This is a genomic window from Mycobacterium sp. 1164985.4 (genome assembly GCF_001668575.1).
Lineage (GTDB): Bacteria > Actinomycetota > Actinomycetes > Mycobacteriales > Mycobacteriaceae > Mycobacterium.
Window position 1 is genome coordinate 1 of the sequence record NZ_LZMD01000060.1, and the last position, 24,762, is coordinate 24,762.

The following is a 24,762-nucleotide window of genomic DNA, read 5'->3' on the forward strand; positions in this document are numbered from 1 at the left end:
AGATGATTTTTGAACATATCGGGCGGCTCGACGATGTGATCATCGACGCTGATCAAGATCATGTCGTCCTTGTTCATGCCCGTTCCTTTCGTCGCGTCCCCCGAGGCTATCCATCAGAGCAGTTCTCGATGTGAGGAAACTATCTTCTCACCCTACGAGAATCAACGTCCGAAAACCACCCTAGGGCCTCCTGTCAGGGCGATCACCTCTCCGCGAGCACCCTCGTGACCTCCCCGGATGACCTCCCGCGTTGACCATCGGCGAGAAAGGTGGAAATCTATTGGCGAAATATGAGAACCTGATTCTCATCACCGAGAGCACACCGAAGGGAGGCGCCTTGCGCGTGCCGCCGCTGCCCGCAGCAGAGTGGGACGACGCCGTCGACCAAGCTCTGTCGAGCATGTCTCCCGAACGGCGGAATCCCGAGTTGGCGGGCAACCTGCTGGCGACGTTGGTCCGCCATCCGAAGCTGACCCGCGCCTTTCTGCGGTTCAACTTCCACCTGCTGTACGGATCGACGCTGTCGCCGCGGCTGCGCGAGTTGGCGGTCCTGCGCGTGGCGCACCTGACCAAGTGCGAATACGAGTGGCGCCACCACGTCAAGATGGGCCGCGAGGAGGGGCTGACGGACGAGGTCATCGATGCCCTGCAACGCGGTGAGGCCCTAGACGAGCTCGACCGCGCCGTGCTGCAGGCGGTCGACGAACTACAGGACAACGCCAACGTTTCCGACGCAACGTGGGCCGCCTTGTCCGAACACCTCGAGGAACGTCAGCTGATGGACCTCGTCTTCACCATCGGCTGCTATGGCGCACTGGCCATGGCCATCAACACTTTCGGCGTGGAACCAGACTCCGAAAATCTCGCAGAGAGGTAAGACACCGTGGCATTTTTCCCGAAACCAGAAGAGGGTAGCTGGACGGAGCACTGGCCCGAACTCGGCACCGCACCGGTCGATTACACCGACTCCATCGACCCGGAGCAGTGGAAGCTCGAGCAGCAGGCCATCTTCCGCAAGTGCTGGCTCAACGTGGGACGCGTGGAGCGGCTCCCCAAGAAGGGCAGCTACTTCACTCGCGAGATGCCGTCGGCGGGTGCCGGTACGTCGGTGATCATCGTCAAGGACGGCGACAACACGGTGCGTGCGTTCCACAACATGTGCCGCCATCGAGGAAACAAGCTGGTGTGGAACGACTATCCCGGCGAAGAGGTCTCGGGCACGTGCCGCCAATTCACGTGCAAGTACCACGCCTGGCGCTACAACCTGAAGGGTGATCTGACGTTCATCCAGCAGGAGGGCGAGTTCTTCGATGTCGACAAGGCCGACTACGGGTTGGTGCCCGTGCGCTGCGAGGTGTGGGAAGGCTTCATCTTCATCAACTTCGACGACGACGCCGAACCGCTGATCGACTACCTGGGCGACTTCGCGAAGGGCCTCGAAGGCTACCCGTTCCACGAGATGACCGAGACGTATTCCTATCGGGCCGAGGTCAACTCGAACTGGAAGCTGTTCATCGACGCGTTCGTCGAGTTCTACCACGCGCCGATCCTGCACATGAAGCAGGCGGTCAAGGAGGAGGCCGAGAAGCTGGCGAGCTACGGCTTTGAGGCTCTGGCTTACGACATCAAGGGCAGGCATTCCATGGTGTCCTCCTGGGGCGGCATGAGCCCGCCGAAGGACATCAACATGGTCAAGCCCATCGAACGCATCCTGCACAGCGGGCTGTTCGGACCGTGGGACCGGCCCAAGATCAAGGGCATCCTCCCGGACGAGCTGCCGCCGGCGGTCAACCCGTCCCGGCACCACGCGTGGGGTCAGGACTCCTTCGAGTTCTTCCCGAACTTCACGCTTCTGCTGTGGGCGCCGGGCTGGTACCTGACGTACCACTACTGGCCGACCGATGTGGACAAGCACATCTTCGAGTGCACTCTGTACTTCGTGCCCGCCACCAACACCCGCGAGCGGCTTGCTCACGAACTCGCCGCAGTGACGTTCAAGGAGTACGCGTTCCAAGACGCCAACACACTCGAGGCAACCCAGACGATGATCAACACCCGTGTGGTCAAGGAATTCCCGTTGTGTGACCAGGAGGTCCTGCTGCGTCACCTGCACAAGACCGCGTGGGATCACGTGAACGCCTATAAGAAGGAGAAAGGCCTCTCCAACGGCCAGACCTCCGCCAGCGCGAGCGAGAAGGACGCGATCAATGCCTAAGTTGCCGGAAGAATTCGCCGACCTGGAGCGGTTCACCGACTGGTGCCTGCCCACCGAAGAGGAGCGCTACCAGAAGCGACTGTCCTCGACGATGGAGGAGATGCAGGAGTTCTACGACGCCGGTATGGAGCGCCTCGAGGCCGTCATGGAGTACTGCGACGCCCGCTTCCCGCTGGACGGGATGCCCGATGACGCAAAGGCTCTCATCCACATGATGCAGTCGCTGGTGAACGTGTCATTCCCGATCGAGGTGTGGAAGCAGCCGCGGGTGCTCGACAGCGGCGCCACCTACATCACCTGTATCCGGGAGCCGGTGGTCTAACGGTGCCAGATGCTCTTCGCGCAAGCGGTCCCCCGCAAGCGGGAGGTGCCCCCACATCGCAGCTGACCCTCAAAGCGGCGGGTCTGCTCGACGTCGATGCCGGTGAGATCGTCCGGCCGGGCATCGTACGAATCGATGACGACCGGATCGTCGGTCTCGGCGGTGCGGCCGAAGGCGACGGTGAGGTCATCGATCTCGGTGACGCGATCCTGTTGCCCGGGTTGATGGACATGGAGGTCAACCTCCTGATGGGTGGCCGGGGTGAAAACCCCGGCCTTTCCCAGGTTCAGGACGACCCCGCGACCCGGGTGCTGCGCGCGGTGGGCAACGCGCGCCGCACATTGCGGGCCGGTTTCACGACCGTGCGCAATCTCGGGCTGTTCGTCAAGACCGGCGGCTACCTGCTCGACGTCGCGCTGGGCAAGGCGATCGACGCCGGATGGATCGACGGTCCGCGGGTCATTCCGGCCGGTCACGCGATCACCCCGACCGGGGGCCACCTCGATCCGACGATGTTCGCGGCCTTCATGCCGGGCGCGCTGGAGCTGACGGTCGAAGAGGGCATCGCCAACGGCATCGACGAGATCCGCAAGGCGGTGCGCTACCAGATCAAGCACGGCGCTCAACTGATCAAAGTCTGCGTCTCCGGCGGCGTGATGTCGCTGACCGGCGAGGCTGGCGCGCAACACTATTCAGACGAGGAACTGCGGGCCATCGTCGACGAGGCGCACCGACGCGGCCTGAAGGTGGCCGCGCACACGCACGGCGCCGAGGCCGTCAAGCACGCCGTCGCGTGCGGCATCGACTGCATCGAGCACGGCTTCCTGATGGACGACGAAGCAATCCAGATGCTGGTCGACAACGACCGGTGGCTGGTCACCACGCGCCGGCTGGCCGAAGCCATGGATGTATCGAGGGCACCGAAGGCGTTGCAGGACAAGGCCGCCGAGATGTTCCCGAAAGCCCGCACGTCGATAAAGGCCGCCTACGAGGCGGGGGTGAAGATCGCGGTCGGCACCGACGCCCCCGCTATCCCCCACGGCAAGAACGCCGACGAGTTGGTCACGCTGGTGGAATGGGGCATGCCTGCCGCCGCCGTGTTGCGCGCGGCCACCGTCGTCGCCGCGGATCTGATCGACAAACCCGACCTGGGCCGCATCGCCGAGGGGTACCTCGCCGACATCATCGCGGTGCCCAGTGACCCGCTCGCCGATATCGGCGTTACACGGGATGTCAGCTTTGTAATGAAGGGCGGTAAGGTCTTCCGACATGACTCGAACTGACGATCTGGTCGAGATCCAGCAGCTGCTGGCCAAGTACGCCGTCACCATCACCCAGGGCGACATCGAGGGGCTGATCTCGGTGTTCACCCCGGACGGGACGTACAGCGCGTTCGGCTCCACGTACACGCTGAACCGCTTCCCCGAGCTCGTCGACGCCGCGCCGAAGGGCCTGTTCATGACCGGCACGTCGCTGGTGCACCTCGATGAGAACGATCCGGACAAGGCGACGGGGACGCAGCCGCTGTGCTTCATCGAGCATTCCAAACACGACATGCGGATCGGCTACTACAACGACACCTATGTCCGCACCGACGACGGCTGGCGGCTGAAAACCCGTGCCATGACGTTCATCCGGCGCAGCGGCGACCACGACTCCGGCCGTCCGCACGCCATCGGAAGGCCCGAAGCTGGATGAGCGACGACCTCCTCGAACCCGCCACCTTCCGCGCCAAGCTGCGGGAATGGCTCGACACCAACGACCTGAGCCCTCCCGACGACCACTCACTCGACGCCCATCAGGCCCAGCACCTGCGGGTGCTCAAGGCGCTGTACGACGCCGATTGGATGCGCTACGGCTGGCCGGAATCGGCCGGCGGCCTTGGCGGTCCGGACATCCTGCGGGCCATCGTCGGCGAGGAGGTGGTCGGGCGCGGACTCGACCACCCCGGGCCGTATTCGATGCTCGACGTGCTGACGCCAACCATGATCGACTACGCACGACCAGAACTCGCGGCGGAGATGGTGCCGCGGCTGTTGTCCGGAGAGGAGTCGTGGTGCCAGGGTTTCTCCGAGCCCGGCTCCGGTAGCGATCTGGCCTCGCTGAAAACCCGTGCGGTGCCCCAAGGCGACGACTGGGTGGTCAACGGCCAGAAGGTGTGGACCAGCTTCGCGCAGTACGCGAAGCGGTGCATCCTGCTCACCCGCACCGGCGACGCGAACACGCCCAACCACGAGGCGATCACCGCGTTCTTCGTCGACCTCGATTCGCCGGGTGTATCGGTGCGTCCGTTGCGAACCATGCACGATGTCGACGAATTCTGTGAGGTGTACTTCGACGACGTGGTGGTGCCGGCGGACCGTATGCTGGGCAACCCCGGCGACGGGTGGAAGGTTGCGATGGACCTTCTCCCCTACGAGCGCTCCACCTGCTTCTGGCAACGCATCGCCTACCTGTACTCGCGGTTCGACGAGCTCGTGAACGAGGTCAAAGGCCTTGGCACGGCGTCGGATTCAGATCTGGGCGAGGTGTACTTGGCGCTGCACACGTTGCGCTGCCGTTCTCGCGCCACCCAGCATCGGCTGGGCGACGGACAGAGGCTGGGTGCAGACACGTCGATCGACAAGGTGCTGCTGGCGGGCGCCGAACAGCGGCTCTACGACACCGTGCGCGATCTGCTGCCCGGCCGCATCGAACTCGAGGACAACCCTTGGCGCACCGAGTACCTGTATTCGCGCGCGGCGACCATCTACGGCGGCACCGCCGAGGTGCAGCGCAACATCATCGCCCGTCGTCTGCTCGATCTGGGTAAGGAGTGAGGAGTGGAATCCGGTTTGGATGCCGAATCGCTGGTGATGCTCGAAGACACCCTGCGAAAGACGATGCTGTCGACCTCGGGCGCCGAGCTCGACGCGGCGCTCGCCGAACTCGGCTGGGCGGAGATGCTGGCGGACACACCCGACCAGGCGATCCCGCTGGTGTTCCGCCTGCTGGGCGAAACCGGTTCGCACGCCTCGGTTCTCAACGACGTGCTGCTCGAGACCATCGGCGGTTTGCCGGGGGGCACCCCGCCAATGCCCTATACCGGCGGCAGCTGGGTCGTGTGGGAACGCAACGCCAACAGCGAGCCGACGCTCGGCGGCCTGCCCCTACGCCGCGTACCGGACGGCGAGCTGATGCGGATGGGCGAAGCGCGTCGAGCGGTCGGCTGGTGGCTGGTCGGGTCGGCTCGGGCAATGCTGGCGCTGGCGCGTCAGCATGCGCTCGATCGGGTGCAGTTCGGCAAGCCGATCGCCTCATTCCAGGCGATCCGGCACCGGTTGGCCGAGACGCTGGTGGCGATCGAGGGCGCCGAGGCGACGCTGGGCCTGCCCGGCACGGAAAGCGCGGACCTGACGGCGATGTTGGCCAAGGCCGCCGCGGGTAAGGCGGCGCTGACGGCGGCCAAGCACTGTCAGCAGGTGCTCGGCGGCATCGGCTTCACCGCCGAGCACGATCTGCATCGCCACATCAAGCGAGCACTCGTGCTCGACGGATTGCTCGGCAGCTCACGCGAACTCACGAAGAGGGCCGGCGCGGGCCTGCGTGCCCGAGGCTCGGTCCCGAGGTTGGCCCACCTCTGACCTCTTGTTCCGTGAGCGTGCGTGTTTGCACACGACACGCCGCGGATTTTCAGCACCTTGTGCACGCTCGGCCTCACCGACCGTGCACAAGGCCAGATCCATCCACAGGCAGCCCTATTGACGGGCGGAGCGTCGTCTGCGCGGCTAGACGATGGCCGACATGGATACCGCGCTCAAGCAGTTGTTCGACGACCAAGGCGGGGTGGCGACCAGCAGCCAGATCCTGGCGCTCGTCCCTCGGTACACGTTCGAAACGGTGTTGAAGGCCAACGATCTGGAGCGCCTCTGGCACGGGGTCTACTGCGTCGGTGAGCCGACGGACGATGTGAGGCTGCGCGGCCTGGACCTGTCCTGCGGCACAACGGTTCCGGTATGCCTGTCGACCGCCGCAGCGCTGTACGGGTTCGACACCGAACAACCCGCCGACCTCCATGTCCTCAACCCGGACGGTCATCAGTTGCGGTCGGCCGACGGTCCGGTCGTCCATCGCCGCTACAGCGCACCGCTGATACAGGTGGCCGGTCGCACTGCGACAGCACCGGCGTGGACCGCGGTCGAAGTCGCCCGCGCGCTGCGTCCGCCGCGGGCGCTGGCTACGCTCGACGCCGCCCTACGGTCGGGCGCATGCACCCGGGCCGAATTGTGGCGTGCGGCAGTCAAACAGGCCGGCCGCCGCGGCATCGTCGCGGTGCGCGACCTACTTCCTCTCGCCGACGCCCGCGCCGAGTCCCCAATGGAGAGTGAAGCGCGGCTCGCGATTATCGACGGCGGGTTGCCGATACCGGAACTGCAGTACGAGGTCGTCGACGGCAACGGCGAGCGACGCCGCCTGGACTTCGCGTGGCCCGGCGCCCGCCTTGCCGTCGAGTACGACGGCGTCGATTGGCACACCGAACCCGAGGCGTTGCGCAACGACCGTCGACGCCGACTGGCCCTGCAGGATGTCGGATGGACGGTCATCGCGATCGTCTCCGACGATGTGCGGCACCGGACGTGGGAATTCGTGTCGAGGGTGGACCGAGAACTTCGTCGCGCTCGCGCCGCGTGAGCGTGCGCAAACCGTCGAAAAGAGGCGGCGTGTCGTGTGCAAACACGCACGCTCGCGCCACAAAGGGAAAGCAGCTACTGGATGCTGGCCTTCATCTCGTCGAGGTTCACCAGCACCGGCCAGCCCCCGACGCTCAAAGCGTTGCCATGGCCGGTCTGGTGGATGTCGAATACCGACTGAATGGCCGCGTAGAAACCCTGCACGTCGAGGGTCTGGTTGACGGCACGCTTGGCCTGCCGTAGCGCGAACGGCGGCATCTTCGCGATCTGTTCGGCCAGCGCCCTGGTCTCCGCATCGAGCTGGTCCCGAGGCACCACCTTGTTCACCATGCCAGTGGCGGCCACCTCGTCGGCGGTCATCGCGCGACCGGTGAAAAGAATCTCCTTGGCCTTACGCGGCCCGAGTTCCCAAGTATGGCCGTGGTATTCGACGCCGCCGAAACCCATGAGCACCACCGGATCGGAGAACTGGGCATCGTCGGCGGCGATGATCAGGTCGCACGGCCAGCACAACAGCAACCCGCCGGAGATACAGCGCCCCTGCACCGCCGCGATCGACGGCTTGGGCACATTGCGCCAGCGCAGCGTGTACTCCAGATAGCGCTTCGCCTCGTGCTGGATGATGAAGTCCAGCGTGATCTTGTCCGGCACCGGTCCCCCGCCCCGCAGATCGTGGCCGGCCGAGAAGTGCTTTCCGTTGGCCCGCAACACGATCACCGATACCTCGGGATCCTCCGCCGCCCGGGTCCACGCGCCGTCGAGCTCGTCGAGCAACTCCGTGTTCTGCGCGTTGGCGGCCTCGGGCCGGTTCAGCGTGATGGTCGCGATGCGGTCGGCGACCTCGTACTCGATGTACATGTTGCAGTCCTTCTAGTTTCGAGGCAGTCCCAGCAATCGCTGGGCGATGATGTTGCGTTGGATCTCTGAAGTGCCACCGGCGATGGTGCCGCCGAACGTGCGGACATAGCGCTCGAACCACCCGCACCGGTACAGCTCGAGATGCTGCGCGCTGTACGGCCCGGAGAACGTGGGATGGTCCAGCGCGTCGGCACCCGCAGCTCCCAGTGCGTACTCGGCCGCAACCTGCGACGCCTCCGAGCCGAACAGTTTGAGCACCGATAGCGCGGCCGCGTCCTCGTCGCCACGCTCGGCGCGGGCCAGTGCCACCGAGCCGAGCAGGCGAAGCGCCTGATTGTCCATCACCAGGCGGGCATACCGGTCGCGGTCGAGGGCCGAGGCGGGACGGAAGTCCTCGACCAGCTCTTGCAGGCGGTCTGCATAGCTGAGCCACAACATGTTTCGTTCGTGCCCGAGCGAGCCATTGGCGACCCGCCAGCCCTCGTTCAACGGCCCGACCAGATTCTCCGCGGGCACCCGTACGTCGTTGAAGAAGACCTCGTTGAAATCCAGGTCATCGGCGTCACACAGCGAGGCGAACGGCCGGCGCACCACACCCGGGAGGTCCGTCGGGATCATCAGCACGCTGATGCCCTTGTGCTTCGGCGCTTTCGGATCGGTGCGAACGAAAGTCAGCAGGACATCGGCGTCGTGGGCCCCTGAGGTCCACACCTTCTGGCCGCTGACGACGAAATGGTCACGGTCGGGGACCGCGCTGGTGCGCAGCGACGCCAGGTCCGAGCCGGCGCCCGGCTCGCTCATCCCCAACGACGCGGTGATCTCTGCGCGCAGAATCGGGATGGCCCAGCGGCGCTGCTGCTCGGGCGTGCCGAACGAGATCAACGAGGCCGAGATGATGCCGACGCCCTGCGGGTTGTAGGTCAGATACACGCGCCGACGTGCCAGTTCCTCCTGGTGCACGTACTGCTGCAGGATCGTGGCGTTGCGGCCGCCGAACTCGGGCGGGTAGCCGGGCAGCAGCCAGCCGTGGTCGAACATCAGCCGCTGCCAGTCCCGCGCCCAGCCCGGCACGTCACTGCTCGAATGCGACCGCTCGAGAGCGACGGCGTCGGAGGGAAGATGATCGTCGAGGAAGGCGTTGAACTCGGCGCGAAACGCCTCGACGTCGGCATCGAAGGTGAGCTGCACGGAACTCCCGCCGGATCAAATCTTTGGTAGGACTATTGTTATCTCCAAAATGAGAATACTATTCTCATCGTGAGAAAGTTACAATCTCTGACACGTTGGCCGCGAGGGGGTCGAGGACCGCAATGGCGAGACGTTCTCCGGTACAGTCAGTTCATGTTCTCCCCGCCCGGCCAGCGTCTGAGCCGCCGGTGACAAGTCCGAGTGAAGAGCCTGCCTGGAAGCAGCGCGCGGTCGAACGCTCCATCAAAACCGCGAAGCTCCGGGCCGCGCAGCGAGTGCAGCGCTTCCTCGATGCCGCGCAGGCCATCATCATCGAAAAGGGCAGCACCGACTTCACCGTGCAGGAGGTCGTCGACCGCTCGCGGCAGTCGCTGCGCAGCTTCTACCTACAGTTCGACGGTAAGCACGAGCTGTTGCTGGCGTTGTTCGAGGACGCCCTGAGCCGGTCGGCCGACCAGATCCGCGCCGCCACGACCACGGCCGACGAGCCCATCGAACGGCTCAAGGTCGCGGTGCAGTTGCTGTTCGAATCCTCGCGTCCGGACCCCACTGCCAAGCGGCCGCTGTTCACCGACTTCGCGCCCCGGCTGCTGCTCTCGCACCCTGCCGAGGTCAAGGTCGCGCATGCGCCGCTGCTGGCGCTGCTGACCGAGTTGATGGAAGAGGCCGGCGCCGCGGGCCAGCTGCGTGAGGGCATCAACCCGAAGCGGATGGCGGCGATGACCATGCAGACGGTCATGTTCGTCGCCCAGTCCAATGGCGCCGAAGACGGCACGACTCACCCCATCACCGCCGACGAGGTCTGGGACTTCGTCTCGCACGGGTTCGCCGCCGGCTAGTCGGAGAACTCCGTTCTCACATCCGAGGCGAGAATCACATTCTCGTCTCCTTGAAGCATCTCTTGCGGCCGTTCCCGCACCATCCGGAGAATCATATTCTTCTGAGCGAAGAGCTTAAATGTTCCGATTTGAATCCGTTGTTGACACCCCTTCGTGGCGAATGCCAGAGTTGTGAGACAAATGCCAGCCCCATGTCTTATGCGACCTGACCGGTGAGAGGCGATCCGGTGACGATCAGCGCCGAAAATCCCGACGTACACGATGCGACGCAAGAGAAGCTGTACTACGACCCGTACAGCGTCGATCTCAACATGAACCCGTATGCGGTCTTCGCGCGTCTGCGCGAAGAGGCCCCGCTGTACTACAACGACAAGCACGACTTCTATGCGTTGAGCCGATTCGAAGATGTCAACAAGGCCGTGATCGACCACCAGACCTTCATCTCGGGGCGTGGCGCCTTGCTCGAGGTGATCAAATCGGGAATGGAGATCCCGCCGGGCACATTGATTTTCGAGGATCCGCCGATCCACAACATCCACCGCAATCTGCTCTCGCGAGTGTTCACCCCGCGCAAGGTTCAGGCGCTCGAACCCCAGATCCGCGAGTTCACGTGCCGCTGTCTGGACCCGTTGGTCGGCGCCGAGAAGTTCGACTTCGTCAACGATCTCGGCGCACAGATGCCGATGAGGGTCATCGGAATGCTCTTGGGCATTCCGGAAGCCGACCAACGCCGCGTCACCGAGCACGGTGAAGCGACGTTGCAGAGCGATTCGGTCGACCTGATGGCCACCGGCGAGGTGTTCGCCGAGTTCATCGACTACCGCACCGAGCATCCCTCCGATGACATCATGACCGACCTGCTGAACGCCGAGTTCGAGGACGAGACCGGCACCCGTCGCAGACTGCGCCGGGAAGAACTGCTGATGTACCTGACGGTCATCGCCACCGCGGGCAGCGAGACCACCACCCGCTTGATCGGTTGGGCGGGAAAGACACTCGCCGATTACCCGGACCAGCGCGCGGAACTGGCCGCGGACCCAAGCCTCATCCCCCAGGCGATCGAGGAGATCCTGCGCTGGGAGCCGCCGGCACTGCAGATCGCCCGATACGTGACCCGCGACGTTGAGTACTACGGCCAGACGGTCCCCGCGGGTTCGGCGATGCTGATGCTGGTCGGCGCGGCCAACCGCGACCATCGCCGCTTCCCGCCGAATGGTGACGTCTTCGACATCCATCGAGAACTGCACTCCCACATGACGTTCGGCGCCGGGACCCACTTCTGCATGGGCAATGCGCTGGCGCGCCTGGAGGGCCGGATCGCGCTCGAGGAAATCCTGAAGAGATTCCCGACGTGGGAGGTCGACTGGCCCAACGCCCGCCCGTCGCAGACCACCGCCGTCCGCGGCTGGGAGTCGATGCCGACCTTCATCAGCCCGAAATAACACCGAAACCCCTGTAACCACAACGAATTGAGGTACCCGATGACCGGACGTGTCGAAGGCAAGGTCGCTTTCATCACCGGCGCCGCCCGCGGCCAGGGCCGCGCCCATGCCGTGCGGCTGGCCCAGGAAGGCGCCGACATCATCGCCGTCGACATCTGCAGGCAGATCGACAGCGTGCAGATCCCGCTGTCGACCCCGGAAGACCTTGCAGAGACCGCGGATCTGGTGAAGGGCCTCAACCGGCGCATTTACACCGCCGAGGTCGATGTCCGCGACTTCGATGCGCTCAAGTCGGCCGTCGACGCCGGTGTCGAGCAGCTCGGCAGGCTCGACATCATCGTCGCCAATGCCGGCATCGGTAACGGCGGCGCCACGCTGGACAAGACCAGCGAGGGCGATTGGACCGACATGATCGACGTCAACCTCGGTGGCGTCTGGAAGACCGTCAAGGCCGGTGTCCCCCACATCCTGGCCGGCGGCCGCGGCGGCTCCATCATCCTCACCAGCTCGGTCGGCGGCCTGAAGGCCTACCCGCACACGGGCCACTACGTCGCAGCGAAACACGGTGTGGTCGGCCTGATGCGGACGTTCGCGGTCGAGCTCGGCGCGCAGAACATCCGCGTCAACTCCGTGCATCCGACCAACGTCAACACGCCGCTGTACATGAACGAGGGGACGATGAAGCTGTTCCGTCCCGACCTCGAGAACCCGGGCCCCGACGACATGAAGGTCGTGGCACAGCTGATGCACACTCTGCCGATCGGCTGGGTGGAGCCCGAGGACATCGCGAACGCCGTGCTGTTCCTGGCCTCCGACGAGAGCCGCTACATCACCGGCGTGACGCTGCCGGTCGACGGCGGCAGCTGCCTCAAATAGCGGCGCGCCCAGATGACCGCTGCCGAGCTGTCGCTTCCGCGCAGCTGGGAGGAGATCACACCGGGCTGGATGACGGCGGCGCTCGGAAAACACTTTCCGGGCGCCACCGTCGACGGCGTCACCGTCGCGCTGCGTGACGACGGTACGAATCGCCGTGCGCGCCTTGCATTGTCGTATTCGGCGGGCTCGGGTCCGGCGACGGTGTTCGCCAAGGCCGTCGACCCGGACCACGCCGAGCTCGTCGCGCTCACCAGCGGCCTGTTCCACGAACCCCGGCTCTTCAGCTCGGGAGTGTCGCTGCCGCTGGACCATCCGACCGTTTACGCCGCGCTGATCGACGAGCCCGGCTCGAACTTCGTGATGATCATGGAAGACGTCGTCGCACGCGGCGCGGACCCCCGCGACTCCACCCGGCCGATGACGGTCTCGCAGGTCGCCAACGGAGTTCGCGGGCTGGCGCGAATGCACAGCCAGTTCTGGGGTGAGCGGCTGAGCACGAACCAGGCGCTGAGCTGGCTCGAGCCGTTCGTCGCCTTCGAAGGCCTCGAGTATGCCCCGCTGGACATCGCCCGCGAGCGACTGGGCAACACGGTCTCCTCCGAGATCCTCGGCCTCAGCGGCACAGACCTGTTCGTCGACATCTGGGCCCGCTACATCGGCACGCTCACGACCTCGCCGCAGACGCTGCTGCACGGCGATCCCCACATCGGCAACACCTATGTTCTGCCCAATGACGATGTCGGGTTCCTCGACTGGCAGATGGCCCGACGCGGCAACTGGTCGCTCGATCTCGGCTACTTCCTGCAGGGTGCGTTGACGATCGAGGATCGCAGGCGGGCCGAGCGGGACCTGCTCGACGAATACCGGAACGCGCTCACCCTGCCCGCCGCCGAACTTCCGTCGGCCGAGGAGGTGTGGCTGCGCTACCGCGCCTCGGTCGCGCACGGGCTGGCCATCTGGATGGCCACGCTCTCCGGCGGTGACGCCTGGCAAGGTGCCGACATCTGTTTGGCGTTGGCCCAGCGGTATTCGGCCGCGTTCATCGACCTCGACACCCGCGCCGCGCTGGCGGCGCTGGACTAGCCTGGCGCCTCTAGATCTCGATGACGACCTTGCCCAGCGCCTTGCGCTCGGCGACGTGCCGTAGGGCGGTCGCGGCATCGGCGAGCGGAAAGCGCGCACCGATGTGCGGGCGCAGCTTACCCTCGGCGAAGAGCGCGTCCAGTTCTTCGTCGTCGCGCACCACCTCAGGCGGGTAGTCGGAGGCGAAAGTGCGAATCTCCATACCGCGCACGGTGATCCCCTTGAGCAAAACGAGATTCAACGGAACCGACGGAATCTCACCCGCGGCGTATCCGAGCGTGACGAAGGTTCCGCCCCGCCCGAGCCCCCGTAGCGCACGCAGCGAGTACGGACCGCCCACCGGGTCGACGACGATCTGGGCGCCGGCCTTGCCGGTGATCTCCTTGATACGGTCCCGCAGATCCTCGCGGTCGTAGTCGACGACCACCTCAGCGCCGCGCTCGTGGCACAGATCGAGCTTGTCCCGGCCGGATGCCGCCGCAATCACCCTTCCCCCGAGGAGCGTCGCGATGTCGAGCGCGGCGAGGCCGACGCCGCCCGCGGCGCCGAGCACGACGACCCAGTCGCCGGACTGCACCGGCGCAACCGTACGCAACGTGTAGTACGCGGTCCGATACGTGACCCCGAAGGCGGCGGCCTCGGCATAGTCGACCCCGTCCGGGATCGGCGACACCGCCCGCGCGTCGACGACCGCCTGCTCGGCGAAGGCGCCGACGAACGTCGTCGCAGTCACTCGATCACCAACTCGGACGTCGCCCCCGTCCCCGACGGCGACCACATCACCGGCCATCTCGCTGCCCGGACTGAACGGCGGCGGCACCTTGACCTGATAGTTGCCGCCGATCAGCAGCACGTCCGGATAGTTCACCGCGGCGGCACGCACCCGGATGACGACCTGGCCGGGTTGCGGTGTCGGGTCGGGGAGTTCGTCCAGCACGAGGTCCTCGGGTTGACAGTACTCGCGGCACACGATGGCCCTCATCGGCACACTCCAATCATTCGGCCACCTAACAATAGTCAGGGTCAGGACCAGCGTTCGTGCTGACCGAAACCCCCCGATCATGGCCCTCCGAGTGGTTCGATGGAGCCCTTGGACACCGACGGTCCGCAGGGGTGGGGATGTGAAGCGACTAAACGGTATGGACGCCATGCTCCTCTACAGCGAGACGCCCAACCTGCACACGCACACGCTCAAGGTCGCGATCATCAACGCCGCCGAGTTCGACGGCGAATTCACCTTCAACCACTTCCGGCGGACCATCGCTCGACGGCTGCATCTGCTCGACCCGCTGCGCTACCGGCTCGTCGACATCCCGTTCAGGTTGCACCATCCGATGTGGCTCGAGGACTGCCCGGTCGACCTCGACTACCACCTGCGCCAAGTCCGGGTGCCGAGCCCTGGCGGCCGCCGCGAGCTCGACGAGGTCATCGGCCGGATTGCCAGCACCCCGCTGGACCGCAGCCGCCCGCTGTGGGAGTTCCACTTCGCCGAGGGCATGGCAGACGACCGGTTCGCGCTCATCGGCAAGGTGCACCACACCCTGGCCGACGGTGTGGCATCGGCGAATCTGCTTGCGCGGCTTATGGATCTGGCGGACGGCACGAGCGACGAGCGCGAGGACTACGACACCTGTGAGGCGCCGAATCGGACCGAACTGGTGAAGGCCGCGATGCGCGATCACGCCTCGAACGCCGCCGCGTTGCCCTCGCTCACCCGCGACGCGGTCCGCGGCTTCACCAACTTGCGCCGACGGGCCAAGGAGCGCACCGAACAACCGGACCTGGCGAAGATGTTCCGCACCCCGCCGACCTTCCTCAACCACGTCGTATCGCCGGGCCGTACCTTCGCCACGGCGTCGGTGTCGCTGGCCGAGGTCAAGGAGACGGCCAAACACCTGATGGTGACGTTCAACGACATCGTGCTGGCAACCGCGGCGGGCGGGCTACGCGAACTGCTGTTGCGCTATGACGGACGCGCGGACCGACCGTTGATGGCGTCGGTCCCGGTGAGCACGGATCTGTCACCGGACAGGATCACCGGGAACGAGATCGGTGGCCTGTCGGTCTCCCTCCCGGTTCACATCGACGATCCGCTCGAGCGCGTCCGGTTGACCTCCCTGGCCACCACGCGGGCGAAAGAGAACTACGAGCTTCTCGGGCCGAAATTGCAGGGCCAGCTGATGGAGTACCTGCCTCCCCCGCTGACCCCGGCGCTGCTGCGATGGCAGAGCCAACGCGCCAAGCACAACCCGCTGATGAACGTCGCCGTGTCGAGTGTGCCGGGGCCACGCCGGCGCGGTCACATCGGCGGCGCGCCGGTGAGCGAGATCTATTCGATCGGCGTGCTGTCGGCGGGCAGTGCGTTCAACATGACGGTGTGGAGCTACGTCGACCAGGTCGACATCTCAATCCTGTCCGACGACCGCACCTTCAGCGACATCCACGAGGCCACTGACGCGATGGTGCACGGCCTCGACGAAATCCGCTCGGCGGCCGGGCTTCCCGCCCTGTCCATGGTGGACACGGCGATGGCGCCGGCGCGGGCGATCGGCTAGTCGAGCAGGCCCAGCAGGTCCTTGCGCACGACCTTGCCGGTGCTGCCGCGGGGCAGTTCGTCGAGCACGGTGATCTGCCGGGGCACCTTGTAGTTCGCGAGATTGTCGCGGACGTGCTGTTTGAGATCGTCGGGGGTGGCGCTCCCCCCGTCGTTGAGTACGACGAAGGCGACGAGGCGCTGACCGTACTGCTCGTCGTCGACGCCCAGCACCACCGCCTCCTTGACGTCGGAGTGCCGGGTCAACGTCTTCTCGACCTCGATGGGGTAGACGTTCTCCCCGCCGGAGACGATCATCTCGTCGTCGCGGCCGACAACGAACAACCGCCCGGCCTCATCGAGATACCCGACGTCCCCCGAGGCCATGAACCCGTCGTGGAAGTCTTTGGTGCTGCCGGAGGTGTAGCCATCGAACAACGTTCCGCTGCGCACGAAGATCGACCCGGTCTGCCCGGCGGGCAATTCGTTGAACTCCGGGTCGTAGATGCGGATCTCGGTGCCGTCGGCGGGCGTTCCGGCCGTTTCCGGTGCCGCCCGCAGATCGGTCGGGGTGGCGGTGGCGATCATGCCCGCTTCGGTCGCGTTGTAGTTGTTGTAGATCACGTCGCCGAACCGGTCCATGAACTTGATCACCACGTCGGGACGCATCCGCGAACCCGACGCCGTCGCGAAGCGCAGCGACTTGCCGCTGTAGCGGTTCAACACGTCGTCGGGAAGGTCCATGATCCGGTCGAACATCACCGGCACGACGACAAGGCCCGTCGCCTTGTAGCGATCGACCAACTCCAGCGTCGCTTCGGGGTCGAACTTTCGTCGCGTCACGATGGTGCAGGCCAACAGCGCAGAGAACAGAAGCTGGGAGAAGCCCCACGCGTGGAACATCGGCGCGACGATGACGGTCGCCTCCTCGACACGCCAGGGTGTCCGGTCCAGCACCGCCTTGAGATCGCCTGCGCCGCCGCTGCCTTCACCACGCTTGGCACCCTTCGGGGTTCCGGTGGTGCCCGACGTCAGCAGGATGATGTCACTCTTGCGTTCGACGGGGGCGGGCCGCTTGCCGAGATTGGTTTCGACGAGCCGATCGAGCGTCAAGCCGTCGGTGAGTTCGTCGGTCCAGGCGAGAATGCGTGTCGCGTCCGGCTTGTCGGCCATCGCCCGCTCGACGATCGCGGAGAACTCCTCGTCGTAGATGACGACGTCGGCGCCCTCCCGATCGACCACCTCGGCCAGCGCCGGCCCGGCGAACGAGGTGTTGAGGAGCAACACGTCGGCGCCGACGCGGTTCGACGCCACCAGGGACTCGATGAACCCGCGGTGGTTACGGCACATCACGGCAACGGTTTTCGGCGTACCGCCGGGCAGGTTCTGCAGCCCGGTGGCCACCGCGTCACAGCGGTCGTCGATCTGCTTCCAGGTGAGGGTGCCGCGTTCGTCGACCAGTCCGGGCCGGTCCGGACAGCGCTGCGCGGCCGCGGCGAAGCCGACCGTCGCCGTCATCCCCACGCGGCGCATCGCCGCGCCCATGCGCAGATACTTGTCGGGGCGCAACGGCGCGATCAGGCCGGCCCGCCACAACGTCTGCACCAGTCCGACAACGTCAGCCATGACTCAGCCCAGAACCGGGAACCGGCGTTCGGCGGCCAACTCGTCGAGCGCGGACTGCATCACCGAGCGCACGTGCGCGTCGACCTCCTTCACGTCCGGGTCCTTCCCGAACTGCTCGACCACATTAATCGGCGGCAGCACCCGCGTGGTGATCTTGGCGGGCAGCGGGAGGTTCGGCGGGAAGAACACCGACACCCCGAACGGGAACCCGACACTGATCGGCAGGATCTCGGCGCGCAACCGTTTGAGCCCGATGCGTCGGGCGATCGAGTCGCCGCGCGCGAGGAACAGTTGCGTCTCCTGGGCGCCGATCGAGACCATCGGCACGATCGGAACACCAGCGTCGATCGCGGTGCGGACATAGCCCGTGCGGCCGGCGAAGTCGATCACGTTCTCGGTGAATGTCGGGCGGTAGGAGTCGTAGTCGCCGCCGGGGAAGACCAGGACGACCGCGCCCTCGCGCAACGCCTTGGCCGCGTTCTCGCGGTTGGCGCCGATCACCCCGGCGCGACGCAGCAGCGTGCCGACGGGCCCGACGAAGATGGCGTCGTGTCCGAGCGTGTACACGGGACGGTCGAAGCCGAACTTGGCGTAGAAGGCCGGCGCGAAGACGAGAACGTCGGGGGTGAGCATGCCGCCCGAGTGGTTGGACACCAGCAGCGCTCCACCTGCGGCGGGCATGGTGTCCAGGTCGCGCACCTCGGCGCGGAAGTACCGCTTGATGAGTGGGCCGACGGTATTGACGATGCCGCGCGTGAACGCGGGGTCCCACTTCGCGACTTCGGGCTTCTCGCCCCCATTGCTACTCATGCCGCACCAGTCATACCCGCGCCTGCCCTCCCCGCCACGTGAATATGCTAATTTCGGAAAAAGAGAATGTCATATTCGCAGGTGGGAGGCGTAATGGCGGGGACGGTATTAGTGACCGGCGGCTTCGGCCTGGTGGGTTCGGCGACCGTGCGCCGGCTGACCGAACTCGAACGCCCCGTCGTGGTGGCCGACTTGGACACCCCCGACAACAGGAAAGCACAGGCGAAGCTCCCGCGGGGCGTCACCGTTCGGTGGACCGACCTGACCGACGAGGCGGCCGTGCAGCGCCTGGTCTCGGAGGTCGCGCCTGACGCGATCATTCATCTCGCTGCCGTCATCCCGCCGCCCATCTACAAGAACCCGAAGCTCGCCCACCGCGTGAACGTCGACGCCACCGCCACCCTGGTGCGCATCGCCGAGCAGCAGCCGAACCCGCCGCGCTTCATCCAGGCCTCGAGCAACGCTGTCTACGGTGCCCGCAATCCGCACACGGCCACCGCGCCCGTGCGCGCCGACGATCCGATGCGGCCATGCGATCTGTACAGCGGCACCAAGGCCGAGGCCGAAGCGATCGTGCGGGCGTCGAAACTGCCATGGGTCGTGCTGCGGCTGGGTGGGGTGTTGAGCACCGACCCCAACGCGATGCCGCTGAGCGCCGACGCGCTGTACTTCGAGAGCCTGCTGCCGACGGACGGCCGCCTGCACAGCGTCGACGTCCGCGACGTCGCCTGGGCGTTCGCCGCCGCCACCACGGCCGATGTCGTCGGGGAGATCCTGCTGATCGCCGGCGACGATTCGCATCGAATCCGTCAGGGTGAGGTCGGCGTGGCGCTGGCCGCTGCCCGCGGCCTTCCCGGGGTGCTGCCGCCCGGCCGGCCCGGTGACCCGAACCGCGACGACGCCTGGTTCGTCACCGACTGGATGGACACGGCTCGGGCGCAGGAGGCCTTGCAGTTCCAGCACTACTCGTGGCCCGACATGCAAGCCGAGGCCGCCAAGAACGCCGGCTGGACGCGCTACCTGATGCGCTTGCTGACGCCGATCGCGCCGCTGCTGCGCGCGATCCTCGAACGCCGCGGCGCCTACCGCAACACCCCCGGTCAGTACGCGGATCCGTGGACCGCGATCCGCGCCCGCCTCGGCGAGCCCGCGTGGGATCAACCCCGCGAGCTGTCGTGACCGCCTAGTCTTCGGCGGGTGGAGACGTTCAATGGACGCGCGGCGGTCATCACCGGCGGCGCGAGCGGTATCGGTTTCGCGGCCGCACAGGAGTTCGCCCGGCGCGGGGCGCGCGTCATGCTCAGCGACATCGACTCGGCAGCGCTCGACCGTGCGGTGGCCGAACTGCGCGCCGGCGGCGTCGACGCCCATGGCGTCGTCTGCGATGTGCGCAAGCTCGACGACGTCAGCCGGTTGGCCGACGAGGCTTTCGGCGTGTTCGGTGACGTGCACCTGGTGTTCAACAACGCCGGTATCGCGTACGCCGGACCGATCGCGCAGACCAGCCACGACGACTGGCGATTCGTCATCGACGTCGACCTGTGGGGCCCGATCCACGGCGTCGAGGCGTTCCTGCCGCGGCTGATCGCGCAGGAGGCCGACAGCCACATCGCGTTCACGTCGTCGTTCGCCGGGCTGATCCCCAATGTCGGGCTGGGTCCCTACTGCGTCGCCAAGTACGGCGTTGTCGCCTTGGCGGAGACGTTGTCGCGCGAGGTGCGCGGCAACGGCATCGGTGTGACGGTGCTGTGCCCGATGATCGTCGACACCAACCTGCTGGCCAATACAGAGCGCGTGCGCAGCGACGACTACGGCCCAGCCACGGCGTCGGCGGCGGACTCGGTGCAGCAGCTGGCGTCGGATCCGAGCGACGAATCCGTGCTCGACGTCGACGAGGTCGCCCGCCTGACCGCCGACGCGATCGAGGCCAACCGGCTCTACGTGTTGCCGCACAGCGCGGCTCGCGGTTCGATCCGTCGCCGCTTCGAGCGCATCGACCGCACCTTCGACGAGCAGGCTGCCGCCGGCTGGACGCACTGACCCCGGAGGGGGGGCGATTTCGGTGCACTATCAGTCGCTGAGCGAACAGCAGTGCACGAAATCACCCCGGAGGGCCCAGCGTCGGCCTGCCCGTCTGGGGATGGTGATACCAGCCGCCCGCGGCGTGGGTACCGCCGTCCACGTGAATCGTCTGGCCGGTGATGTAACTGGCCATATCGGATGCGAGAAAGACCGCGGCGCCTGCGATCTCGTCGACATGCCCGGGCCTGCCCATCGGTATGCCGGGCGCGGCGTCGGCTCGCAGCGCGCCGCCGGAGATCTGCATCAACCCCTCGGTCAGCGTGAGGTCCGGGGCGAGCGCGTTGACCCGTATGCCGTGCGGTGAGAGCTCGAACGCCGCGGTCTGCGTGTAGTTGATGACGCCGGCCTTGGCCGCGGAGTATGCGGCGTATCCCGGTGCGGCGCGCGCACCCTCGATCGAGGTCACGTTGATGACGCTGCCGGGCCTGCCCGCCTCGACGAGCCGACGGGCCACCCGCTGGGTGCACAGCAGCACATGCCGAAGGTTGGCCTTGTACAGCGCATCCCATCCGTTCTCAGTCGTCTCGAGCATCGGCGAGTAGAACACTCCACCGGCGTTGTTGACCAGGATCGAGACCTCGCCGAGTGCGCCGACGGTGGTGGCCAGCGCGGCGTCGACCTGCGCACTGTCGCGTACATCGGTGACGACGCCCAGCGCGCTTCCGCCGGCCGAGCTGTTGAGGCTTTCGGCGGTCGCGGCGCAGGTCGCTGGATCACGTTCCCAGATCGCGACGGACGCCCCGAAGGCCGCGAGCCCTTCGGCGATTCCCCTGCCGATGCCCGCGCCACCACCCGTGACGACCGCCACGCGCCCGGTCAGCAGGATGTTCGACGGATCGATGGCCACGGCTCGAGTCAACCAGTTTTGGTGGTGCGAATGGTGAGACCCGCGGGAGCCGACCCGATGACCCCCTGATCCTCCAGCTCGGCGATCTCGTGGTCGCCGAGGCCGAGCCCGCTCAGCACCTCGCGGTTGTGTTGTCCCAGCAGCGGTGCGGGGCTGTGATGGAACTTGCGCATCGACGCGATGCGCATGGGCAGCGTGCTGTGGCGCGCCGGAGGGTTGACCGGGTGGTCGACTGTCTCGTAGAAGCCGCGGTGCACCAGCTGCGGAAGGTCGCCGACGCGGTGCGGTTGCATCACCCTGGCCACCGGTACGCCTGCCGCCCATAGGGTTTCGACGATCTCGTCGCCGGTCCGCTCGGCGCACCAGTCGCTCAGCTGCTCGTCGATGGCGTCGTGGTGGCGGCGCCGCCCGTCGACCGTGGCCATCTCGTCGGTGGCCCATGCCGGTCGCCCGAGGGCGTCGAGCAGGCCCGCCCACTGCTCGTCGCTGGCCACCGCGATGGCGACCCAGTCGTCGGAGCGGCCGAATTCGTCGAGCTCACCGGTGCGGTACAGGTTCTGCGGCGCCGCGGTCGGTCCGCGATTCCCCTGCCGCTGCAGCAGGTTTCCGTACGCCGAGCACTCGATGACCTGTTCGGCGGCGACGTTGAGCGCGGCGTCGACCATCGCGGCCTCGATCCGAACCCCCTCCCCCGTCCGCCTGCGATGGGCGAGCGCGAGCAGCAACGCGTTGAGGCCGTGCACGCCGGCGTTGGGGTCACCGACCGAATACGGCTCGACCGGATTCTGATCGGGATGCCCGGTGAGCCAGGTGATTCCGGAGCAGTCCTCGATCACGTAGGCGAACGCCGGCTTGTCGCGCCACGGGCCGTCGAGCCCGAAGCCCGGCATGCGCATCACGATCGCATCGGGACGCAACCGGTGCACCGCGTCGAAGTCGAGGCCGATCTGGTCGAGGACCCGCGGGGTGTAGTTCTCGACGATGACATCGCAGGTCGTGATCAGCCGGCGCAACAGTTCGACGCCACGCTCGGAGCGGATGTCGAGCGTGACGCTCTTCTTGTTGGTGTTCAGGCCGGAGAAGATCGGCGAGCGTTCCCACCACTGCTCCTCGGTGATCGGCACCCCGGCGATGAGCCGGGTCCCGTCGGGCCGCGCTGCCGACTCGACGTGGATCACTTCGGCGCCGAGCAGCGCCAGCATGTGGGTGCACGACGGCCCCGCCCAGAAGCTCGTCATGTCGAGCACGCGAAGACCCTCCAACGGTGTTCGCGAAACCCCGCCCAGGGTCGTGATCTCGGCAGAATCGCGACCCAGGGGTACCGTTCGCGAACGATACTGCTCGGTGTGCTCACCGAGCCGAGGGGCGGGCTGCGGGTCGCGTAGCAGCGACGGCGTGGTGCGGTACGGGGCGCCGGGCTGGGTGAATCCGTCGCGGGGGTTGGTGACGAAAGTGCCGCGTTCCACGAACTGATCGAAACCCGTTACGGTGGCCCCGTTTCCGACCGGGGCGTTCGGAATCCGGAAGGCGCTGGACAGCTCGAGGATGTCCTCGACGCGGTTCTCGCGCACCCACTCGTAGATCTGCTCGGCGTGGATGTTGGCCTGTTCGGTGATCGACAGGTCGCCGCCCTCGTCGATCCACTCGTCGTGGCCGACCATGGCGCACAGGTCGAACCACTGCTGCGCGGTGCCGCACCCCAACGCCACTAACCCGTCGGCGGCCGACGCGACACCGGGGACGGTCAGCCGGCGGCGATCACGGAACGGTCGCCCCAACGCATCGTTGAACGACACCGAATAGTAGGTCAGACACAGTATCTGGGCTTCGAGTATCGCGACATCCACCAGACCCGACGCGGTGGCCGTGGTGCCCGCGGCCGCATAGGCACCGGCGAGCCACTCACCGATCTGACCCCCGACGAACACCGGCGCGCGATCCGGGGCACCCCGGCCCAACCCGATCACGCCGCCCGACCACGCCTGCAGGGTGAACTCCGTGGCGGGTTTGTCGGCCCAGGGTCCGTCGAGCCCGAACGGGGTGATTGCGGTGACCGTCAGGTGACCGTAGGCGTCCGCGAGCGCGGCCGGGGCGAACTCGCCGAGTTCCGCCACCTGTGATCCGCGCGACCACACCACCGCGTCGGCCGACCTCAACAGCGCGCGCAGCACGTCGAGATCGTCGGCGCGCTGCGGGTCGACAACGACGCTCTGTTTCGAGCAGGCCAGAAAACTGAACAGCGCGCCGTCACCGCCGGGTTCGATGCGAGCACCGGACGCCGACCACATCCGCAGCGGATCGCCTTGCGGTGACTCGACTTTGATCACCGTGGCGCCACCGTCGGCGAGCAGCTTGGTGGCGTATCCGCCGGCGATGCCGCTCGACAGGTCAACGACGGTGTACTCGTCCAGCGCCGGCACTAGTCCTTCTTTCTGCGGTTCGTCTTGCTCAACCGGAACTCCGGCGGGAACTTGTCGTCGTTGTCGTTGACGGCGTCGGCGAGGCCCGCATCGATCGCATCGCCGAGCATGAAGTCGTCGCCGTCGGATCGCGCCGCACCGCCCATCGACTCGAACATCGCCGACAGCAGGCTGCCCAGGTACTCGCCCTGGAACTGCTTGACCACCTCGAAGAACACCTTCTGCTGAAAGACGCTGTCCACCGGCCGGTTCCGCGCACACGCGTGGGCGTACTTGGCGACCTCGGCCTCGAGCTGGTCACGCGGCACCACCTTGTTGAGAAAGTTGCACTCTTTCATCTCCGAGGCGGTGAACGGCCGACCGGTGAACACCATCTCCTGGAACGGCCGCAGCCCCATGGTCATCACCCACGTCCACATCCGCGGGCCCCACCCGAAGTACCGGAACGAGGGATGGCCGAACAACGCATCATCGCTCGAGATCACCAGGTCCGCGTCGGCGCACTGGTAGAAGTGCCAGCCGTAGCAGTACCCCTTGGCCTCGACGATGCTGATCTTCTTGAGTTCCTGCAACGCCCGGTTGCCCGCCGCGACGTTGGCGTACCACTGCCCCATTGTCGCGCCGTGCCGGAACGACCCCTTCGGCGGATAGGTGACGTTCGGATCGTCGACGCGCAGCTCGGCCAGCCGCGCGGCGTCGTCACCCTCCATGAACTCGGGTAGGTCCGCACCGCTGCCGAGATTCTCCCCGACACCGCGGATCACGACCACCTTCACGTCGTCATCGACGCTGGCGCCGCGTAACAGGTCGGCGTAGCGCAACCGCGCGGCCGACGTCGGCGCGTTCAGGTACTCCGGCCGGTTGAACGTGATCGTCGCGATCTTGGTCGCCGGATCCTTCTCGTAGAGGACGATGTCCTCGGGGGCGGGCCGACTCCCGGAGTCCGACATG

At 66.5% G+C, this 24,762-nt stretch carries 23 protein-coding genes; 15 read left to right on the forward strand and 8 right to left on the reverse strand.

Features of this window, described 5'->3' with window-relative positions; all coding sequences use genetic code 11:
* Nucleotides 1-337 precede the first annotated feature (337 nt).
* The 8 genes from A5650_RS10540 (at nucleotide 338) to A5650_RS10575 (ending at nucleotide 7,208) form a co-directional block, all read left to right on the forward strand.
* Entirely contained in the window at nucleotides 338-877 is a 540-nt protein-coding gene (locus A5650_RS10540; protein ID WP_067290559.1) for a carboxymuconolactone decarboxylase family protein, read from the forward strand.
* A gap of 6 nt (nucleotides 878-883) precedes the next feature.
* Nucleotides 884-2,215, forward strand: coding sequence for an aromatic ring-hydroxylating oxygenase subunit alpha (locus tag A5650_RS10545; RefSeq protein WP_067290229.1), 1,332 nt, complete (start codon nucleotides 884-886; stop codon nucleotides 2,213-2,215).
* Nucleotides 2,208-2,537 (forward strand): hypothetical protein, encoded by a 330-nt coding sequence (locus A5650_RS10550; RefSeq protein ID WP_064346540.1) that lies wholly within the window; start codon nucleotides 2,208-2,210, stop codon nucleotides 2,535-2,537. Before A5650_RS10545 ends, A5650_RS10550 begins: the two co-directional genes overlap by 8 nt.
* 2 nt (nucleotides 2,538-2,539) lie before the next feature.
* Nucleotides 2,540-3,820, forward strand: coding sequence for a metal-dependent hydrolase family protein (locus tag A5650_RS10555; RefSeq protein WP_067290232.1), 1,281 nt, complete (start codon nucleotides 2,540-2,542; stop codon nucleotides 3,818-3,820).
* Nucleotides 3,807-4,235, forward strand: coding sequence for a nuclear transport factor 2 family protein (locus A5650_RS10560; RefSeq protein ID WP_067084939.1), 429 nt, complete (start codon nucleotides 3,807-3,809; stop codon nucleotides 4,233-4,235). Before A5650_RS10555 ends, A5650_RS10560 begins: the two co-directional genes overlap by 14 nt.
* Nucleotides 4,232-5,356, forward strand: a complete 1,125-nt coding sequence (locus tag A5650_RS10565; RefSeq protein ID WP_067290235.1) for an acyl-CoA dehydrogenase family protein — start codon at nucleotides 4,232-4,234, stop codon at nucleotides 5,354-5,356. The genes A5650_RS10560 and A5650_RS10565 overlap by 4 nt, the downstream gene beginning before the upstream one ends.
* A 36-nt stretch (nucleotides 5,357-5,392) precedes the next feature.
* The gene (locus A5650_RS10570) at nucleotides 5,393-6,160 is read left to right on the forward strand and encodes an acyl-CoA dehydrogenase family protein (protein ID WP_067290560.1); all 768 of its coding nucleotides are present in this window, start codon (nucleotides 5,393-5,395) and stop codon (nucleotides 6,158-6,160) included.
* A gap of 160 nt (nucleotides 6,161-6,320) precedes the next feature.
* A complete protein-coding gene (locus A5650_RS10575) occupies nucleotides 6,321-7,208 on the forward strand; it encodes a type IV toxin-antitoxin system AbiEi family antitoxin domain-containing protein (protein WP_067290562.1) in 888 nt (295 codons plus the stop codon).
* 74 nt (nucleotides 7,209-7,282) lie between these two features.
* Here A5650_RS10575 and A5650_RS10580 read toward each other — a convergent pair whose 3' ends face one another.
* On the reverse strand, nucleotides 7,283-8,065 hold the full coding sequence (locus A5650_RS10580) for an enoyl-CoA hydratase (protein WP_067290239.1): 783 nt from the start codon (nucleotides 8,063-8,065) through the stop codon (nucleotides 7,283-7,285).
* 12 nt (nucleotides 8,066-8,077) lie between these two features.
* Nucleotides 8,078-9,253 (reverse strand): acyl-CoA dehydrogenase family protein, encoded by a 1,176-nt coding sequence (locus A5650_RS10585; protein ID WP_067290242.1) that lies wholly within the window; start codon nucleotides 9,251-9,253, stop codon nucleotides 8,078-8,080.
* A 122-nt stretch (nucleotides 9,254-9,375) separates the two neighbouring features.
* Between A5650_RS10585 and A5650_RS10590 the strand changes: the two genes are divergently transcribed.
* The 4 genes from A5650_RS10590 to A5650_RS10605 all read left to right on the forward strand — a co-directional run bounded on the left by A5650_RS10590 (nucleotide 9,376) and on the right by A5650_RS10605 (nucleotide 13,493).
* Nucleotides 9,376-10,092: a TetR/AcrR family transcriptional regulator gene (locus tag A5650_RS10590; protein ID WP_082950711.1), complete on the forward strand. Its 717-nt coding sequence runs from the start codon at nucleotides 9,376-9,378 to the stop codon at nucleotides 10,090-10,092.
* A 311-nt stretch (nucleotides 10,093-10,403) separates the two neighbouring features.
* Nucleotides 10,404-11,534 carry a cytochrome P450 gene (locus tag A5650_RS10595; RefSeq protein WP_502687063.1) on the forward strand — a complete coding sequence of 377 codons (1,131 nt, stop codon included), beginning with the start codon at nucleotides 10,404-10,406 and terminating at the stop codon, nucleotides 11,532-11,534.
* Nucleotides 11,535-11,573: 39 nt separating this feature from the next.
* A complete protein-coding gene (locus A5650_RS10600; RefSeq protein ID WP_067290251.1) occupies nucleotides 11,574-12,410 on the forward strand; it encodes a mycofactocin-coupled SDR family oxidoreductase in 837 nt (278 codons plus the stop codon).
* A gap of 12 nt (nucleotides 12,411-12,422) precedes the next feature.
* Complete coding sequence (locus A5650_RS10605) at nucleotides 12,423-13,493, forward strand: phosphotransferase (protein ID WP_067290254.1); 1,071 nt, start codon at nucleotides 12,423-12,425, stop codon at nucleotides 13,491-13,493.
* A gap of 10 nt (nucleotides 13,494-13,503) precedes the next feature.
* Here the strand turns inward: A5650_RS10605 and A5650_RS10610 are convergent, their stop codons facing one another.
* On the reverse strand, nucleotides 13,504-14,475 hold the full coding sequence (locus tag A5650_RS10610; protein WP_067290258.1) for an NADPH:quinone oxidoreductase family protein: 972 nt from the start codon (nucleotides 14,473-14,475) through the stop codon (nucleotides 13,504-13,506).
* A 139-nt stretch (nucleotides 14,476-14,614) separates the two neighbouring features.
* On the opposite strand from A5650_RS10610, the gene A5650_RS10615 reads away from it, so the two are divergent.
* Nucleotides 14,615-16,048 carry a WS/DGAT/MGAT family O-acyltransferase gene (locus A5650_RS10615; protein WP_067290261.1) on the forward strand — a complete coding sequence of 478 codons (1,434 nt, stop codon included), beginning with the start codon at nucleotides 14,615-14,617 and terminating at the stop codon, nucleotides 16,046-16,048.
* Here the strand turns inward: A5650_RS10615 and fadD12 are convergent.
* Both fadD12 and A5650_RS10625 read right to left on the reverse strand, forming a co-directional pair.
* Complete coding sequence (gene fadD12 / locus A5650_RS10620; RefSeq protein ID WP_067290265.1) at nucleotides 16,045-17,652, reverse strand: acyl-CoA ligase FadD12; 1,608 nt, start codon at nucleotides 17,650-17,652, stop codon at nucleotides 16,045-16,047. The genes A5650_RS10615 and fadD12 overlap by 4 nt on opposite strands.
* Before the next feature lie 3 nt (nucleotides 17,653-17,655).
* Nucleotides 17,656-18,462, reverse strand: a complete 807-nt coding sequence (locus A5650_RS10625) for a lysophospholipid acyltransferase family protein (RefSeq protein WP_067290269.1) — start codon at nucleotides 18,460-18,462, stop codon at nucleotides 17,656-17,658.
* Nucleotides 18,463-18,555: 93 nt separating this feature from the next.
* Between A5650_RS10625 and A5650_RS10630 the strand changes: the two genes are divergently transcribed.
* Nucleotides 18,556-19,641 carry an NAD-dependent epimerase/dehydratase family protein gene (locus tag A5650_RS10630; RefSeq protein WP_067290272.1) on the forward strand — a complete coding sequence of 362 codons (1,086 nt, stop codon included), beginning with the start codon at nucleotides 18,556-18,558 and terminating at the stop codon, nucleotides 19,639-19,641.
* Nucleotides 19,642-19,659: 18 nt separating this feature from the next.
* Nucleotides 19,660-20,502, forward strand: a complete 843-nt coding sequence (locus A5650_RS10635) for an SDR family NAD(P)-dependent oxidoreductase (RefSeq protein ID WP_067290276.1) — start codon at nucleotides 19,660-19,662, stop codon at nucleotides 20,500-20,502.
* Nucleotides 20,503-20,563: 61 nt separating this feature from the next.
* Here A5650_RS10635 and A5650_RS10640 read toward each other — a convergent pair whose 3' ends face one another.
* Genes A5650_RS10640 through A5650_RS10650 form a run of 3 tightly spaced genes read right to left on the reverse strand, consistent with a single transcriptional unit; the run spans nucleotide 20,564 to nucleotide 24,761 of the window.
* Nucleotides 20,564-21,391, reverse strand: a complete 828-nt coding sequence (locus tag A5650_RS10640; protein ID WP_067290279.1) for an SDR family NAD(P)-dependent oxidoreductase — start codon at nucleotides 21,389-21,391, stop codon at nucleotides 20,564-20,566.
* Nucleotides 21,392-21,399: 8 nt separating this feature from the next.
* Entirely contained in the window at nucleotides 21,400-23,811 is a 2,412-nt protein-coding gene (locus tag A5650_RS10645) for a CaiB/BaiF CoA-transferase family protein (RefSeq protein WP_067290283.1), read from the reverse strand.
* Entirely contained in the window at nucleotides 23,811-24,761 is a 951-nt protein-coding gene (locus A5650_RS10650; protein ID WP_067290287.1) for an enoyl-CoA hydratase/isomerase family protein, read from the reverse strand. Before A5650_RS10650 ends, A5650_RS10645 begins: the two co-directional genes overlap by 1 nt.
* Nucleotide 24,762: the final 1 nt, after the last annotated feature.

What these genes read in the sequence shown, in the direction of transcription:
- A5650_RS10610 (WP_067290258.1), bottom strand. Translation starts at nt 14,475, where the DNA reads ATGAGGGCCATCGTGTGCCGCGAGTACTGTCAACCCGAGGACCTCGTG.
- A5650_RS10630 (WP_067290272.1), top strand. Translation starts at nt 18,556, where the DNA reads ATGGCGGGGACGGTATTAGTGACCGGCGGCTTCGGCCTGGTGGGTTCG.
- A5650_RS10595 (WP_502687063.1), top strand. Translation starts at nt 10,404, where the DNA reads ATGAACCCGTATGCGGTCTTCGCGCGTCTGCGCGAAGAGGCCCCGCTG.
- A5650_RS10580 (WP_067290239.1), bottom strand. Translation starts at nt 8,065, where the DNA reads ATGTACATCGAGTACGAGGTCGCCGACCGCATCGCGACCATCACGCTG.
- A5650_RS10650 (WP_067290287.1), bottom strand. Translation starts at nt 24,761, where the DNA reads ATGTCGGACTCCGGGAGTCGGCCCGCCCCCGAGGACATCGTCCTCTAC.
- A5650_RS10550 (WP_064346540.1), top strand. Translation starts at nt 2,208, where the DNA reads ATGCCTAAGTTGCCGGAAGAATTCGCCGACCTGGAGCGGTTCACCGAC.
- A5650_RS10570 (WP_067290560.1), top strand. Translation starts at nt 5,393, where the DNA reads ATGCTCGAAGACACCCTGCGAAAGACGATGCTGTCGACCTCGGGCGCC.
- A5650_RS10575 (WP_067290562.1), top strand. Translation starts at nt 6,321, where the DNA reads ATGGATACCGCGCTCAAGCAGTTGTTCGACGACCAAGGCGGGGTGGCG.
- A5650_RS10605 (WP_067290254.1), top strand. Translation starts at nt 12,423, where the DNA reads ATGACCGCTGCCGAGCTGTCGCTTCCGCGCAGCTGGGAGGAGATCACA.
- A5650_RS10565 (WP_067290235.1), top strand. Translation starts at nt 4,232, where the DNA reads ATGAGCGACGACCTCCTCGAACCCGCCACCTTCCGCGCCAAGCTGCGG.
- A5650_RS10560 (WP_067084939.1), top strand. Translation starts at nt 3,807, where the DNA reads ATGACTCGAACTGACGATCTGGTCGAGATCCAGCAGCTGCTGGCCAAG.
- A5650_RS10600 (WP_067290251.1), top strand. Translation starts at nt 11,574, where the DNA reads ATGACCGGACGTGTCGAAGGCAAGGTCGCTTTCATCACCGGCGCCGCC.
- fadD12 (WP_067290265.1), bottom strand. Translation starts at nt 17,652, where the DNA reads ATGGCTGACGTTGTCGGACTGGTGCAGACGTTGTGGCGGGCCGGCCTG.
- A5650_RS10625 (WP_067290269.1), bottom strand. Translation starts at nt 18,462, where the DNA reads ATGAGTAGCAATGGGGGCGAGAAGCCCGAAGTCGCGAAGTGGGACCCC.
- A5650_RS10590 (WP_082950711.1), top strand. Translation starts at nt 9,376, where the DNA reads ATGGCGAGACGTTCTCCGGTACAGTCAGTTCATGTTCTCCCCGCCCGG.